This is a genomic window from Mesorhizobium cantuariense (assembly GCF_042647205.1).
Classification (GTDB): Bacteria; Pseudomonadota; Alphaproteobacteria; order Rhizobiales; family Rhizobiaceae; genus Mesorhizobium; species Mesorhizobium cantuariense.
Window position 1 is genome coordinate 6,928,106 of the sequence record NZ_JBHRVD010000001.1, and the last position, 14,054, is coordinate 6,942,159.

14 protein-coding genes and 1 pseudogene are annotated in these 14,054 nt (G+C 64.2%); 9 read left to right on the forward strand and 6 right to left on the reverse strand.

Going from position 1 to position 14,054, the window contains the following annotated elements:
- Positions 1-9 precede the first annotated feature (9 nt).
- The 3 genes from ACFOJ9_RS33915 to ACFOJ9_RS33925 are packed head-to-tail and all read left to right on the forward strand — an operon-like array spanning position 10 to position 2,764.
- Positions 10-885, forward strand: coding sequence for a carbohydrate ABC transporter permease (locus tag ACFOJ9_RS33915; protein WP_378985768.1), 876 nt, complete (start codon positions 10-12; stop codon positions 883-885).
- Positions 885-1,697, forward strand: coding sequence for a carbohydrate ABC transporter permease (locus tag ACFOJ9_RS33920; protein WP_378985770.1), 813 nt, complete (start codon positions 885-887; stop codon positions 1,695-1,697). The genes ACFOJ9_RS33915 and ACFOJ9_RS33920 overlap by 1 nt, the downstream gene beginning before the upstream one ends.
- A gap of 5 nt (positions 1,698-1,702) precedes the next feature.
- Positions 1,703-2,764, forward strand: coding sequence for an ABC transporter ATP-binding protein (locus tag ACFOJ9_RS33925; RefSeq protein WP_378985772.1), 1,062 nt, complete (start codon positions 1,703-1,705; stop codon positions 2,762-2,764).
- Here the strand turns inward: ACFOJ9_RS33925 and ACFOJ9_RS33930 are convergent.
- Positions 2,761-4,309, reverse strand: a pseudogene (locus ACFOJ9_RS33930) (YifB family Mg chelatase-like AAA ATPase). The gene ACFOJ9_RS33925 and the pseudogene ACFOJ9_RS33930 overlap by 4 nt on opposite strands.
- 183 nt (positions 4,310-4,492) lie before the next feature.
- Positions 4,493-5,434, reverse strand: coding sequence for a glutathione synthase (gshB, locus tag ACFOJ9_RS33935; protein ID WP_378985774.1), 942 nt, complete (start codon positions 5,432-5,434; stop codon positions 4,493-4,495).
- A 296-nt stretch (positions 5,435-5,730) separates the two neighbouring features.
- On the opposite strand from gshB, the gene ACFOJ9_RS33940 reads away from it, so the two are divergent.
- The 6 genes from ACFOJ9_RS33940 (at position 5,731) to ACFOJ9_RS33965 (ending at position 11,669) form a co-directional block, all read left to right on the forward strand.
- Positions 5,731-7,080, forward strand: coding sequence for a putative bifunctional diguanylate cyclase/phosphodiesterase (locus ACFOJ9_RS33940; protein ID WP_292658899.1), 1,350 nt, complete (start codon positions 5,731-5,733; stop codon positions 7,078-7,080).
- A gap of 163 nt (positions 7,081-7,243) precedes the next feature.
- The gene (locus ACFOJ9_RS33945) at positions 7,244-8,011 is read left to right on the forward strand and encodes an SDR family NAD(P)-dependent oxidoreductase (protein WP_378985776.1); all 768 of its coding nucleotides are present in this window, start codon (positions 7,244-7,246) and stop codon (positions 8,009-8,011) included.
- Complete coding sequence (locus ACFOJ9_RS33950; protein ID WP_378985778.1) at positions 8,008-8,967, forward strand: 2-dehydro-3-deoxygalactonokinase; 960 nt, start codon at positions 8,008-8,010, stop codon at positions 8,965-8,967. The genes ACFOJ9_RS33945 and ACFOJ9_RS33950 overlap by 4 nt, the downstream gene beginning before the upstream one ends.
- Positions 8,964-9,602 (forward strand): 2-dehydro-3-deoxy-6-phosphogalactonate aldolase, encoded by a 639-nt coding sequence (locus ACFOJ9_RS33955; protein ID WP_378985780.1) that lies wholly within the window; start codon positions 8,964-8,966, stop codon positions 9,600-9,602. The genes ACFOJ9_RS33950 and ACFOJ9_RS33955 overlap by 4 nt, the downstream gene beginning before the upstream one ends.
- On the forward strand, positions 9,602-10,483 hold the full coding sequence (locus ACFOJ9_RS33960; protein WP_378985782.1) for an SMP-30/gluconolactonase/LRE family protein: 882 nt from the start codon (positions 9,602-9,604) through the stop codon (positions 10,481-10,483). The genes ACFOJ9_RS33955 and ACFOJ9_RS33960 overlap by 1 nt, the downstream gene beginning before the upstream one ends.
- A gap of 127 nt (positions 10,484-10,610) precedes the next feature.
- Positions 10,611-11,669: a D-alanine:D-lactate ligase-like protein gene (locus ACFOJ9_RS33965; protein ID WP_378985784.1), complete on the forward strand. Its 1,059-nt coding sequence runs from the start codon at positions 10,611-10,613 to the stop codon at positions 11,667-11,669.
- A 379-nt stretch (positions 11,670-12,048) separates the two neighbouring features.
- Here ACFOJ9_RS33965 and ACFOJ9_RS33970 read toward each other — a convergent pair whose 3' ends face one another.
- From ACFOJ9_RS33970 to ACFOJ9_RS33985, 4 genes are all read right to left on the reverse strand, one after another.
- Complete coding sequence (locus tag ACFOJ9_RS33970; RefSeq protein WP_378985786.1) at positions 12,049-12,459, reverse strand: GFA family protein; 411 nt, start codon at positions 12,457-12,459, stop codon at positions 12,049-12,051.
- Between the two features lie 43 nt (positions 12,460-12,502).
- On the reverse strand, positions 12,503-12,967 hold the full coding sequence (locus ACFOJ9_RS33975; RefSeq protein WP_378985788.1) for an SRPBCC family protein: 465 nt from the start codon (positions 12,965-12,967) through the stop codon (positions 12,503-12,505).
- Between the two features lie 2 nt (positions 12,968-12,969).
- Positions 12,970-13,284 carry an ArsR/SmtB family transcription factor gene (locus tag ACFOJ9_RS33980; protein WP_378985790.1) on the reverse strand — a complete coding sequence of 105 codons (315 nt, stop codon included), beginning with the start codon at positions 13,282-13,284 and terminating at the stop codon, positions 12,970-12,972.
- Positions 13,285-13,746: 462 nt separating this feature from the next.
- Positions 13,747-14,034, reverse strand: a complete 288-nt coding sequence (locus tag ACFOJ9_RS33985; protein WP_378985793.1) for a DUF1330 domain-containing protein — start codon at positions 14,032-14,034, stop codon at positions 13,747-13,749.
- Between the last annotated feature and the right edge of the window lie 20 nt (positions 14,035-14,054).

The window sequence follows — 14,054 nt, forward strand, 5'->3', positions numbered from 1 at the left end:
TTGAGCATCGTGGCAACAACAGCGTCGGACCCGACCAGGCACTTCTTCCAGCCGATCATCCTCTGCCTGACCGTGGCATCGGTCGCGCTGACGCTGTTCGTGGTCTGGATTTCGCTGCACGACCTGTCGCTGATGCGCGCCGGGCGCGAGAAATTCGTCGGCCTCGACAATTATCTGCGCTTCTTCGGCGATCCACGCGCCATGGCGGCACTGTGGCGCACGGTGTTGTTCACGACGCTGGCGACGGTGGTGGAAATCGCGCTCGGGCTCGCCGTCGTGCTCTTTCTCGACCGCGACTTCGCCATGAAGCGGCTGGTCAGGACGCTGCTTCTGGTGCCCATCATCATGACGCCGGTGGTTGTCGGCCTGACCTGGCGCTTCCTCTTCGATCCGGCCACCGGCATGGCGAATTATCTTCTGTCGTTGGCCGGCCTGTCGCAGGTCGACTGGCTGGGCAGCCCGCAGCTGGCGCTGTATTCGGTGCTTATCGCCGACATCTGGCAGTGGACGCCCTTCGTCATCCTTTTGGTGATGGCGGCACTGGAATCGGCGCCGACCGATCCGCTCAATGCCGCCCGCGTCGACGGCGCGCGCGAATGGCAGGTCACTTGGTATGTGCTGTTGCCGATGCTGCGCCGGGCGCTCGCCATCGTCGCGCTGATCCGGGCGATCGACAGCATCAAGGCTTTCGATCTCTTCTACATCATGACCCGCGGCGGACCGGCGCTGTCGACCGAGACGCTGAACTATTATGGCTACATCGCCGCCTTCACCAATTTCGACATCTCCTACGCGCTGGCCATCGCCATCATCCTGACCATCTTCACCAATGTCGCGCTGCTGACCATGTACAGTGTTCTGTTCCCGAAAGCGGGAGAGCGCTGATGGCCAGGCGTGCGGGTTTCTATCTCGGGCTGCTTCTGCTGTTGCTGGCGGTGCTGTTCCCGCTCTACTGGGTCGTCGTCACCTCGTTCAAGACGACGCGCGATGCGTTCGCCATTCCGCCGGTCTGGTTGTTCAGTCCGACGCTGGAAAACTACCGCACGGTGTTCGCCAACCGCGGCTTCCTCAGCGCCTTCGCCAACTCCTTCATCATCTCCATCCTGTCCAGCGCGCTGGCGGTGGCGGTTGGCTCGGTCGCCGCCTACGGGCTGGCGCAGCAGCCGGGCGACCTGCGCCGCTCCAAGGAAAAATTCATCCTCAGCCTGCGCATCGCCCCGGCACTGCTGTTCGTCATCCCGATGTATTATCTGGCGACGCGGATCGGCGCGCTGAACCAGCACTGGCTGCTGATTGCGGCCTATGCATTCGTCAACGTCCCGTTCGCCATCTCGCTGCTGATCACCTTCTTCGACGACATCCCAAAGGAATTGCGCGATGCGGCTCGCGTCGACGGCGCGCGCGAGTTCAGCGTGTTCTGGCATGTCTATCTGCCAGCAGCCCGCGGCGGCATGGTGGCGACGCTGATCCTGTGCGTGCTGTTCACCTGGAACGAGTTCTTCGTCGCCCTGGTGCTGACCGGCCGCGACACGCAGACGCTTCCCGTCAGTATCACCTCGTTCCTGACATTCCAGGGCATCCAGTGGGGCGCGCTCACCGCCGCCGCCACCCTCATCATGCTGCCGATGATCGTGCTTGGCATTCTGGTCCAGGGGCAGATTGTGCGCGGTATGACACTCGGCAGCGTGAAGGGTTAGATCCGATGGCGAATTTGTCGATAAGGTCGGTGTCGAAATCCTACGGTGCGGTCAGCGTGCTGGATGACATCTCGGTCGAGGTCGAGGAGGGCTCCTTCGTCGTGCTGCTCGGGCCATCCGGCTGCGGGAAATCGACATTGCTGCATGCGGTTGCCGGGTTGAACCCGATCGATTCCGGCACCATCGTCATCGGCGACCGCAACGTCACCAACCTGCCGGCACGCGATCGTGACGTGGCGATGGTGTTCCAGTCCTATGCGCTCTACCCGACCATGTCGGTGGCCGAGAACATCGCCTTCCCGCTGAAGATGCGCGGGCTAGACCGCAAGACATCCGGCGAGAAGGTCGATGCGGTGGCCAAGCTGCTGCAGATCGAACCGCTGCTGGGTCGCAAGCCACGTGAGTTGTCCGGCGGCCAGCGGCAGCGCGTCGCCATCGGCCGGGCGCTGGTGCGCGACCCCAAGCTATTCCTGTTCGATGAGCCGCTGTCGAACCTCGACGCGGCCTTGCGCACGGAATTGCGGGCCGAGATCAAGCGCCTGCACCAGTCGATCCACCGCACCATGGTCTATGTGACGCACGACCAGACCGAAGCGCTGACGCTTGCCGACAAGATCGTCGTGCTGAAGGCCGGCAAAATCGAGCAGGTCGGCACGCCGCTGTCGCTCTATGACGATCCCGACAATGCCTTCGTCGCCGGCTTCATCGGTTCGCCGCGCATGAATTTCCTCAAGGCGACGGTGGCCGATGACGGCAAGGCGCTGCGCGTCGGCGATGCCAGGGTCGACATCTCTCACCTGGCGTCGAGATTAAGCAATGGCCAGGAGGTCAGCCTGGGCATCAGGCCGGAACATCTCGACGAGAAGCAAGGAGTCGAGCTTTCGCTTGCCGTCGACGTCACCGAGCGCCTCGGATCGACCTCCTACGTTCACGGCGTGCTGCCGAGCGGCGAAACGGTGGTTGCCGAGCGGCGCGAGGACCAGCCGGGGTTCGGCGAGACCATAACGCTGCGCTTCCAGCCCGGCCGCACGCGCATTTTCGACGCGCAAGGGATGCGCGTTCGCTAAGCCGCCTGCGCCATCCGCTCCGAGCTCATGCGATAAGAGATCGCTTCGGCCAGATGGATGCGGCCGACGGTCTCGCTGGCTTCGAGATCGGCGAGGGTCCGCGCCACCTTCAGCACGCGGTGGTAGGCCCGCGCCGAAAAGGCGAGCTTTTCGCTGGCGTCCTTGAGCAGTGACAGGCCAGCGGCGTCGGGCATGGCGATCTCCTCGATCACCGAGGGCGCGCAATGCGCGTTGGTGGTGGCTCGGGTAGCGCCGAGCCGTTCGAACCGCTCGCGCTGGATGGTGCGGGCGCGCGCCACGCGCAGCGCCACATCGGCACTTTTCTCCGCCCGGTCGGGCCGGATCAAGTCGCTGGCCGAGACCGCCGGCACCTCGATCCGGAGATCGATGCGGTCGAGCAACGGGCCCGAAATGCGCGCCTGGTAGTCGGTGCGGCAGCGCTCGCCGCGCAGGCAGCGATAGCCCGGCTCGCCGGCCATGCCGCAGCGGCACGGGTTCATCGCCGCCACCAGCTGGATACGCGCCGGATAGGTGACGCGATGGTTGGCCCGCGCGATCATGCAGTCGCCGGTCTCCAGTGGCTGGCGAAGCGCGTCGAGCGTCTGCGGCGTGAACTCGGGAAATTCGTCGAGGAACAGCACGCCGTGATGGGCGAGCGACACTTCGCCGGGCCGCGCCCTTATGCCGCCGCCGACCATCGCCGCCATCGAAGCCGAATGGTGCGGGGCGCGGAACGGCCGCCTGTCGGTCAATTTGCCTTCGCCGAGCTCACCCGCCACCGAGGCGATCATCGAGACTTCCAGCAATTCCTTCGGCGCCAGCGGCGGCAGGATCGACGGCAGCCGCTGCGCCAGCATCGACTTGCCCGAGCCCGGCGGCCCGATCATCAGCAGATTATGCCCACCGGCCGCCGCCACCTCCAGCGCCCGCTTGGCGGTCTCCTGTCCCTTGATGTCGGCAAGATCGGGCAGGTCGCGCGCTGCGGCGTGGATGCCGGCTTCCGGCCGCGACAGCACCTGCGTGCCGCGAAAATGATTGGCAATCGCGATCAGACTGCGCGGCGCCAGAATGTCGAATTCCCGCCCCGCCCAGGCGGCTTCTGGCCCGCAGGCGAACGGACAGATCAGGCCCTTGCCCTCGGCATTGGCGGCGATCGCCGCTGGCAAGGCTCCGGCGACCGCGGCAATCGTGCCGTCGAGCGACAACTCGCCAAGCACGACATAGCCGGCCAGCATGTCGCCCGGAATGGCGCCAAGTGCGGCCATCAGGCCGAGCGCGATCGGCAAATCGTAGTGACTCCTCCTTGGGCAGGTCGCCCTCCTTGGGCAGGTCGGCGGGCGCCAGGTTGACCGTGACTTTCTTCGACGGCATCGACAGGCCGGAAGCATGAAGTGCTGCCTGCACCCGCTCGCGGCTTTCGGCCACTGCCTTGTCGGCCAGGCCGACGATGTGCATGTTGACCTTGCCGGGCGCGATCATCACCTGCACGTCGACCGGCACGGCCTCGATGCCCTGGAAAGCGACCGTGCGAACCCGCGCCACCATTTTCTGCCCCCGGATATGGGCTTGCCCCAGCCCGTGCGATCGGGCCAGGAACGGCCCCTAGGGGAGACAATCACAATTCCTTGGTCAAATCAAGAACATTACAGGAACAGTTGAGCGCGTAGGTTGCAGCCGAACAGAGCCAAGTTGCAAAAGCGGAACATGGTTAAGACAAAATGAAAACGGTTACTTCCGCTTGTCCTCGACCGCGTCCCAGAACAGGCTGGCGATGTCTGCGCCGCCGAAGCGCTGCACCTCGCGCACGCCGGTGGGCGACGTCACGTTGATCTCGGTCATGTAGTCGCCGATGACGTCGATGCCGACGAGGATGAAGCCGCGCTCTTTCAGCGACGGCCCGATGCGGGCGCAGATCTCGCGCTCGCGTTCCGTCAGCTCGGCCTTTTCGGCGCGGCCGCCGACATGCATGTTGGAGCGGGAATCATGCTCCGCCGGCACTCGGTTGATGGCGCCGACCGGCTCGCCGTCGATCAGGATGATGCGCTTGTCGCCCTTGCGCACGTCCTTGAGATAGCGCTGCACGATATAGGGTTCGCGAAACATCTGGCCGAACATTTCCAACAGCGATGCAAGGTTGCGGTCGCCCTCGAGCAGATGGAAGATGCCGGCGCCGCCATTGCCGTAGAGCGGCTTGACGATGATGTCGCCGAACTCCTTGCGGAAGGCAGCAACTTCGAGCGGATCCTTGGTGATCAGCGTGTCCGGCATCAGGTCGGCAAATTCGGTGACGAAGATCTTTTCCGGGCTGTTGCGCACCCATGCCGGGTCGTTGACGACCAGCGTTTTCGGATGGATACGCTCGAGGATGTGCGTGGTGGTGATGTAGTTCATGTCGAAGGGCGGATCCTGGCGCAGCAGCACGACGTCCATCTCCGACAGATCGGTACGCACCTTCTCGCCCAGCGAATGGTGGCTGCCCTTCTCGTCGCGCACCTGCATTTCTTCGATGCGGGCAAACACCTTGCCGTCGCGCAGCGACAGCCGGTCGGGCGTGTAGTGGAACAGAAGATGGCCGCGCCGCTGCGCCTCCAGCGACAGTGCGAACGAGGTGTCGCCGGCGATCGACACGGTGGAGATGTGGTCCATCTGGACGGCGATTTTCAGCTTCATGGCGGGTCTCCGGCGGCTCTGATGGGCGACTGTCTTGCCTGTACAGGCTCACTGCCCGTCTGCCAATCGCGACCTTTTGAAGATTGGCATCAGACAACCGTAAGCTCGGCCCTGCCGGTCATTTGGTGACAAGGCGGCTTGCGCGTCTTCGTTTTCTTGAGTCCGAATGAGCACCTCGCGTCGATCCTTCGGAACAGGTCGCGGTTTGCCGCGAAAAATCGATTTCGCGATACGTTTCCTAAAGGGTTTGCTGCCAGTCTGGAAATAAATTCCGACGTCACAAAACAGGGACACCGATGCAAACTTCGTTTGGCACCGGTCAGGCAAACAGGGAGAGCACGGATCTGGCATTCACAGATCCGTTGACCGGGCTTGGCAACCATCGCCGCTTCTTCGACAAGGTCGATCGCCTGATCGCCGATCGTGCCGACGACCCGGCGCCGTTTACCGTCGGCATTCTCGACCTTGACGGCTTCAAGCCGATCAACGATTTGTTCGGCCACAAGGCCGGCGACGATATCCTGATCCAGGTCGCGATGCGGCTGCGCGCCTCGATGGATGGCCACTCCACGGTCTGCCGCATCGGCGCCGACGAGTTCGCCTTTCTCTACCCCCTGGTGTTCAGCGAGGAAGCGGCGGCCGAAAAATCGCGCATGCTGATCGAGATCCTGTCGGCGCCCTACGATGTCGGCGAACGCACCGCCAGGCTCTCGGCGTCGGTCGGCTGCTCGCTGTTCTATTCTGGCGACGAGACCACCGAGATCCTCATCAACAAGGCAGAAACGGCACTCTACCACGCCAAGCGTTCCGGCCGTGGCCGCGTCGTCGTCTACACCCGCGAGATGGAAGAAGCGGCCAAGCGCGTCACCCGCATCGAACAGGCGCTGCGCCGCGCTGTCTCGGCCGGCGAGGTGGAGCCGCATTTCCAGCCCATCGTCGATCTCAACACGCGCCGCACCATCGGCTTCGAGACGCTGGCGCGCTGGACCGACCGCGATCTCGGCTCGGTGCCGCCAACCGTCTTCATTCCCATCGCCGAGGAGCGCGGCATCATCGGCCCGCTATCGCAGCTGGTGCTGCGCAAGGCGACGGAGGCCGCCAGAAGCTGGCCGAAGGACCTGTTCCTGTCGTTCAACCTGTCGCCCTCGCAGCTCGTCGACCAGAACACCGGCCTGCACATACTGGCGATCCTCGACCGCACCGGCTTCGATCCGCGCCGGCTGGAGATCGAGATCACCGAGACCGGCCTGATGAACGACCCTGCCTCGGCCGCGCAGATCGTCGAGGATCTGCGCCGTGTCGGCATCCGTGTCTCGCTCGACGATTTCGGCACCGGCCAGTCCTCGCTCGGCCGCTTGCGCGAATTCCATTTCGACAAGCTCAAGATCGACCGCGCCTTCGTCTCCTCGATTCTCGATGATAGACCGTCCGAACACATCATCCGTGCCATTCTCGCCATGTGCGAGGGGCTCGGCATGGACGTGGTCGCCGAAGGCATCGAGCAGGAAGCGCAGGCCGATCGCCTCGTCCAGTTCGGCTGCGCCGGCGGGCAGGGCTATCTGTTCGGCAAGCCGGTCGATGCCGACGCCACGCTCGGCTATCTCCGCGATTCCTTCCGCGGTGCCTTGCGCGCCAAGGCGATCTGACATTCGATCCCGAAGCCGCCGCCAATCCTGATGATGGCGCCGCGTGTTCAGTGCGGCGCATTGTCGTTTTGTCTGACATAAGCCCTGAAATTCGACGGTTCGCCCTTGCCCGCGCGCCTTGCGTGGCTAGGATGCGCGCCGGCCACGCTGGGAGACGAGAACGATGATGCCATCGGCGCATTTTGCCGACCTCGAAGGAACCTCGGTGCTGATCACCGGCGGCGGCTCCGGAATCGGCGCGGCACTGACCGAGGGTTTTGTGCGCCAGGGCGCCAATGTCGCCTTCATCGACATCGCCGACGGCCCAAGCGTGATCCTCGCCGACCGCATCGAGAAAGAGTTCGGCCGGCGGCCGCTCTATCTCAAGACCGATTTGCGCGACGTCGAGGCCTTGCAGGCCTCGGCGGCCAGGGCGGCGCAGGCGCATGGCGATGTCACCGTGCTGGTCAACAATGCCGCCTGGGACGAACGCCACGCCGTCGAGGACGTGACGGTCGAATTCTGGGACAACAACCAGGCCATCAATCTGCGGCCGCATTTCTTCACCGCGCAAGCGGTGGCGCCGGGCATGAAGCGGGCCGGCGGCGGCTCGATCATCAACTTCACCTCGACATCCTATCTCATCAACCATCCCGACATGCCGTCCTACACCGCTGCCAAGGCCGGTATCCTGGGCCTGACCAAGGGGCTGGCCGGCAAGCTCGGCGTGGACGGCATCCGCGTCAACGCCATTGCGCCCGGCTGGGTGATCACCGAGCGGCAGAAGGATCTCTGGGTGACCGAACAGGCGCTTGCCGCCCATGTCGCCAAGCAGTGCATCAAGCAGGTCATGCAGCCGGACGACATCGTCGGCACGGTTCTGTTCCTGGCCTCGGACGCATCGCGCATGCTGACCGCGCAGATGCTGATCGTCGATGGAGGTTTCCTGTGAGCCCAGGGTTTGCTGGCAACGCGCCGGCGCTGGCCGCCGTCGACTGGGGCACGACCCGCATGCGGGTCTGGCTGATCGACGGACAGGGCAAGGTTGTTGCCGAACGCCGCAGCGATGACGGCCTGATCACCGCCCAGCAAAAGGGCTTTTCGGTCCTTCTCGAAGGGCATCTGGCGGCGATGGGAGCGCCGGAAGCGCTGCCCGTCATCATTTGCGGCATGGCCGGCTCCCGCCAGGGCTGGCTGGAGGCGCCGTATGTGACGGTGCCAGCGCCGCTCCGTGCCATCCTGGCCGGTGCGGCTGGGGTGCCCGGCCAGAGCCGCGACATCCGCATCGTTCCGGGCCTTGCCCAGCGTCTGACTGACGCGCCCGACGTCATGCGTGGCGAGGAAACACAGCTTGCCGGCGCCGGCCTGCCGGCCAAGGGACGCCAGCTGGTCTGCATGCCCGGCACCCATTCGAAATGGGTGCTGGTCGAGGACGGCGCCGTTGCCGGTTTCGGCACCTGGCCGACCGGAGAGCTGTTTTCCGTGCTTGCCGCCCACTCGATCCTGCGCCATTCGCTCGGCGAACATCCAGGACCGGTTGTTTCTGGCAATCCGTTCTTCCGACGTTGGTGCGAAACCGCATTGGGCGAAGGCGGCGATGTCACCTCCCGGCTGTTTTCCATCCGCGCCGCCGGACTGCTCCAGGATCTGAAAGCCGACGATGCCGCGGCTTGCCTGTCCGGGCTTTTGATCGGCGGCGAAATCGCCTCCGCCAGCCGCCGCCATGGCGCCGGCGCGGAACCTGTCGTGCTGGTTGCCTCCGGCGCGCTGGCCACGCTCTACAGTGAGGCGCTCGGCCTCGCCGGGCTCGGCGTGCGAACCGTCGATGCCGACGAGGCGGTGCGTGCCGGCCTCGTCGAGGCGGCGCGCGAGAATGGCATGATCGCCAGAATTGGAGCAGCCCTATGAGCCAGACCGCACCTTTTCCCAAGCTCAAGCGCGGGCTGGTCGCCATCCTGCGCGGCCTCAAGCCGACCGAGGCGATCGCAATCGGCCAGGTACTGTTCGACGCCGGCATCGAGGCCATCGAAGTGCCGCTCAATTCACCCGAGCCGTTTTCGTCGATCGCCCGGATTGTCGACGTGCTGCCGAAAACCGCCCTGGTCGGCGCCGGCACGGTGCTGACGCCAGCCGATGTCGATGGCTTGCACAAGGCCGGCGGTCGGTTGCTGGTCAGCCCCAACATCGATGCCGAGGTGATGGCGCGTGCCACGCACTACGGCATGGTGACCATGCCCGGCGTGTTCACGCCGAGCGAAGCCTTCCTGGCGATCAAGCTCGGCGCCTCGGCCCTGAAATTCTTCCCGGCGAGCGTGCTCGGCGCCGGCGGTATTTCCGCGATGCGCGCGGTGTTGCCGGCGCAGACGGTGGTCGGCGCCGTCGGCGGCGTCTCTGAAAAAGACTTTGCCGGCTACAAGGCGGCGGGCGTGACGGCCTTTGGACTGGGCTCCAGCCTGTTCAAGCCGGGCATGAGCGTCGACGACGTCGCGGCGCGCGCACGCGCCGCCGTTACGGCCTGGGATGCGGTGTTCGGAGAAGCATGATGAGTGAAGCGATCGTTTCGGTTTTTTCAGATCACGTCTGCCAGCTGGGCGAAGGGCCGAGCTACGATCCCGCCACCGATACGCTGTTCTGGTTCGACATCGTCAACAGCCAGCTTCTGGAAAAGCGCCTGTCCGGCGGCGCGACCACCGTCCATGAGCTTGGCCGGATGGCGAGCGCCATCGCCGTCATCGACGAGAAGCGCCAACTGATCGCCACAGAGACCGGCCTTTATGTCCGCGATGTCGCGACCGGCAAACTGACGCTGCACACACCTGTTGAGGCCGACAACCCGGTCACGCGCTCCAACGATTCCCGGGTCCATCCCTGCGGTGCCCTGTGGATGGGCACGATGGGCAAGAAGGAGGAAAAGGGCGCCGGTTCGATCTACTGGTTTTTCAAGGGCGAACTGCGCCGCCTGTTTTCGGACATCACCGTGTCGAACTCGATCTGCTTTTCGCAGGATGGCAAGATCGCTTACTACACCGACACCTCGACCGGGCTGCTGATGCGCGTCGCCTGCGACCCGGCGACCGGCCTGCCTGCCGGTGAGCCGAAGGTGTTCGTCGATCACCGCTCGGCCAAGGGCTATATCGACGGGTCCGTGCTCGACCGCGACGGCATCCTGTGGAACGCCGTCTGGGGCGGCAGCGTCATTGAAGCCTATGGACCCGACGGCAAGCTCGTCCGCACGGTCGCCATGCCGGTGACGCAGCCATCCTGCCCGGCCTTTGTCGGCGCCAAGGCCGACCGGTTGGCGGTCACCTCCGCCTGGTCGGGCAAGGATGAGAAGCAGCGTCTGCTGGATCTGCAGGGCGGCATGACCTTTCTGCTCGATATTCCCGTCAATGGCCGCTTCGAGCCGCGTGTGCTGATCGCCTGATCGAACCGCATTCTGCGGCCGGCGGTTGCGTTGTCACGCAACCGCCGGCGCCGTGTCGGTTTCGCGAGAGCCCGACGCCTTCACCGTGCGATGGTAGGCGATCGTACCGCCGGGAACCGTTCATCTCATGCCGAGCCGCAAGCCAGGACTGATCCTCGTTCATGAGCCGGAAAAGGCCTGTTTCGAGCGGCTGGTCGCCGACGGTCATGCGCCAGAGCGCGCCGCCGAAATCGCGTCCTATCTGGCGCAGTCAACCGACCTCGCCGCTGAATTCGAGGCGCTTGGCCGTGCCTGCCAGGCACGCGGCCTGTCTTTCACGCCGGTGGCGCTCGACGACGCCGCGGGCGTGCTCGCCGGCGATGATCCCGGCACGACGCTGGTCTGGACGCTGACCGACGGCATCGCCTATTTCCGCGGCGGCGCCGCACCCGCTCTGGCGCGACTGGGCGGGTTCAAGACGATCGGCGCCGACGATGCGCTGTTTGCACTCTGCCAGGACAAGTTCCGCTCCGGCGCGGTGCTTGGCGCACTCGGCCTGCCGGTGCCGCAAGCCGGGCTTGCGCGCGACGGCAAATGGCTGGTCGAGCCGCCGGCGTCTACCGCCGGCTGGTTCGTCAAGCCCAACCGGCTCGGCGCCAAGATCGGCATCTGGCCGGATTCGCGCGTGGCTGATCTCGGCCATGCGCTGGAGCTCAGCCGGCGCGTCTTCGCCGCCTACCGCGACGATGTCGTCGTCCAGCCCTATGTCGCCGGCCGCAATGTGCGCGCCAGTTTCCTCGGCGTGACGCCGGAAGCCGGCGTCGAAGCGCTCGGCATCGCCTTTGTCGATTCAGGGGCCGATTTCCAGACCATGGCCGACAGCCTGGCGCTTTACGGTGAAACCGGCGAGGCGGCCAAGGCAGCCGGGCTTTACGTAGAACCCGAGCTGGTGGCGGTTGGCGATGTCCAGCCGGCCGCCGACGCCGGGATTCGCGCGATCGCCGAGCGGTTGATGAGCGGGCTAGGCCTGCGCGACGTGTTTTCCGTCGATTGCAGGGTCGAGGCCGACGACACCGTTCATCTGATCGAGTTCGAGGTCTGCCCCGGCCTGCCCTGCTTCGATTTCCGCGCCTATTGCCGGTCTCAATGGGGCGCGGAGCTCGCCGATGCGATGGCCGAAACGGCTGCCAGCCGGCTGAAAGGCTAGCGCCGTCGCACCCTGGCAGCGTTGCGGCCGCAATCGCTTGCCCTTGACGCTTCTCCCGTACCGCCTAGCGCTTCGGAGCACCTTGGTAGAGGTACCGAAGCGGGAGGGCGACGAGAGCGAATGAAATTGCGATGAGTAGAAACCAATAGAGGTACGGATCTTGGACCCGATCAAGGATTTGCACGCCACCGCCATGTTTTGGGATGGTGGCTTTCCCCTCCCATAGCCAGAAGCCAACGAATGCGGCGCCAACGAGCATCTGTGCTATCAAAAGGGCCTTGATGATTGGTGAGTGCCGATTGCCTCCGGCCATGTAGTGCCCCCTGTAAGCGCCTACACCGTACCTCAGGAGATTGGATACTTCCAGCAAGTTTACCCCCTATGGCATTCGCTCGACTGCCTGCAAAGCCGGGTCCATCTTGTCCCAGGCGTGGCCGTGGCTCGTGTAGGTGACCATCTGCGGATTGAACTGTTCCGGGTCGTCAAGACTGGTCGCGTGGATAGCAATCAGTTCAGGCATGGCGACCGATATCAGGAAGACCGGCGTTCCGCAGGTTGGACAGAAGGTGTGGATCTTTTCGTTGCCGCTGGCGCTCGCCACCCGCCAGGTGCTCACCTGGCCGGTGATTGCCATATCGGCGCGCTGGCCGAAGGTCAGATAGGATCCGTGGCCGGTGCCTGAGCGCTTCTGGCAATCAAGGCATTGGCAGTGGTTCTGGAAGATGGGCTCACCGCTTGTTTCATAGCGGATCGCGCCGCATGCGCATCCGCCGCTATAGCGCTTGGTCATTGTCGTTCTCCACTGGCTTGGTTCGGCGTGATATCGAAGGGCATCAGGCCGATTTCGGCTTGGCGAAAATGTCGATGCCGCTGCCGGTTTCCAGGAAGGATTTCAGGCTGGATAGCACGGCCGGCCATCCCTGGCTGACGCCTTTCGCCATGCCACTGCCGGCTTCGAGCTCGTCATGGGTGACGGTGAGCCGCACCATGGTGTCGTATTCCTCGATGCCGAAGGTCACCCGGCTCGTTTTCGACGGATCGTCGGCCTGCGAAGCGTTCGCCCAGCTGATGACGAGACGGGTCGGCGGCGAAATCTCGACGACCTTGCCGACGAGTTCAACGGTCCGTTCGTCATTGGCGCGGATATGCTCCCATTTCGATCCCGCCTTCCAGTCGGAGACATTCTCATGGCCCCAGTAGCGCCTTGCGACGTCCGGCTTGATTATGGCCTCGAACACCTTTTGCGGCGTCGAGCGGATATAGGTCACGTAGACAAAGCTGGTCGTTTCCTTGGTCATTGTCATTCTCCTTCGAGTTCTTGCTTCAGGTCGTGCAGCAGGCTGAGCCGCTGCCGTTCGAATTTCCGCACCCAGCGCTCGTAGACTTCGTGCAGCGGCACGGGGTTGATGAAATGCAGCTTTTCCCGGCCACGCTTGACCGTGCTCACCAGATTGGCCGCCTCCAGCAGGTCGATGTGCTGGGTGGCGGACTGCCTTGCCATGTCCAGATGGTCGCAAAGCTGGCCGAGCGTCTGCCCGTTCTTCTCGCACAGAAGGTCAAGCAGCCTTCTGCGTGTCGGGTCGCCCAGCGCTTTGAAAACCTTGTCAGCGTCCATCGGCCTCACTCAATCTGTGAAGCTATAATATGCAGGTAAATACCTGCATGTCAACCGTCAATTATCCGGCCTCGCAAGGTTGGATGCGGCTATTCGGACTCGGACGTCGATTGCGCGATGGGTCGCGCGCCGGCCATGTACCTGATGTCGGAGCCCTGCTTGGCGGCGCCAAGCTGCGGACGCGAACCTGCAGGATTTCGTCTGAAGTCCTGCTATTAGCGCTGCAGCAGGGATTTGACAGGATGCCTATCGACGGCCGAGATTTCATCGTTCGTTTGGGTGGACCATCATAAGCATTCGAGATTGGCCGAAGCCTCCCAACTTCGTCATCCTCGGGTCTGCGCTGCGTCGCTACGCTCCTTGCTTCGCCCGTGGATGACGAAGGCGCTGGGCGTTTGCGCCAATCGCCAAGGTATGCAGTCCGTCACGTCCGCGATTCGTCAAAACTGCTCCAGGCGGATTTTAGGCGCCCTCGACCAGCACAATCTCGCCGTCGGCGACCTTCTGGCGGATGGCGACAGCGCGCTGGTATTCCGGCGAGTGGTAGCAATCATGTGCGGCGGCGAGCGATTCGAACTCGATGATGACGTTGCGTGCGCGGCCGGACCCTTCGGCCTTTTCATGTTCGCCGCCGCGGGCCAGGAATTTCGCGCCGAAGCGCTCGAAGGCAGGCTTGGCAGCGGCGACGTAGTCCTTGTAGCCTTCGGCGTCGCGCACATCGACACGAGCGATCCAGTATCCCTTGGGCATGTCTTGTCTCCGAATTTTTC

Coding starts and splice junctions, on each gene's coding strand:
- gshB (WP_378985774.1), bottom strand. CDS start 5,434: ATGAAGCTGAAAATCGCCGTCCAGATGGACCACATCTCCACCGTGTCG.
- ACFOJ9_RS33925 (WP_378985772.1), top strand. CDS start 1,703: ATGGCGAATTTGTCGATAAGGTCGGTGTCGAAATCCTACGGTGCGGTC.
- ACFOJ9_RS33965 (WP_378985784.1), top strand. CDS start 10,611: ATGCCGAGCCGCAAGCCAGGACTGATCCTCGTTCATGAGCCGGAAAAG.
- ACFOJ9_RS33970 (WP_378985786.1), bottom strand. CDS start 12,459: ATGACCAAGCGCTATAGCGGCGGATGCGCATGCGGCGCGATCCGCTAT.
- ACFOJ9_RS33945 (WP_378985776.1), top strand. CDS start 7,244: ATGATGCCATCGGCGCATTTTGCCGACCTCGAAGGAACCTCGGTGCTG.
- ACFOJ9_RS33940 (WP_292658899.1), top strand. CDS start 5,731: ATGCAAACTTCGTTTGGCACCGGTCAGGCAAACAGGGAGAGCACGGAT.
- ACFOJ9_RS33975 (WP_378985788.1), bottom strand. CDS start 12,967: ATGACCAAGGAAACGACCAGCTTTGTCTACGTGACCTATATCCGCTCG.
- ACFOJ9_RS33920 (WP_378985770.1), top strand. CDS start 885: ATGGCCAGGCGTGCGGGTTTCTATCTCGGGCTGCTTCTGCTGTTGCTG.
- ACFOJ9_RS33985 (WP_378985793.1), bottom strand. CDS start 14,034: ATGCCCAAGGGATACTGGATCGCTCGTGTCGATGTGCGCGACGCCGAA.
- ACFOJ9_RS33955 (WP_378985780.1), top strand. CDS start 8,964: ATGAGCCAGACCGCACCTTTTCCCAAGCTCAAGCGCGGGCTGGTCGCC.
- ACFOJ9_RS33960 (WP_378985782.1), top strand. CDS start 9,602: ATGAGTGAAGCGATCGTTTCGGTTTTTTCAGATCACGTCTGCCAGCTG.
- ACFOJ9_RS33980 (WP_378985790.1), bottom strand. CDS start 13,284: ATGGACGCTGACAAGGTTTTCAAAGCGCTGGGCGACCCGACACGCAGA.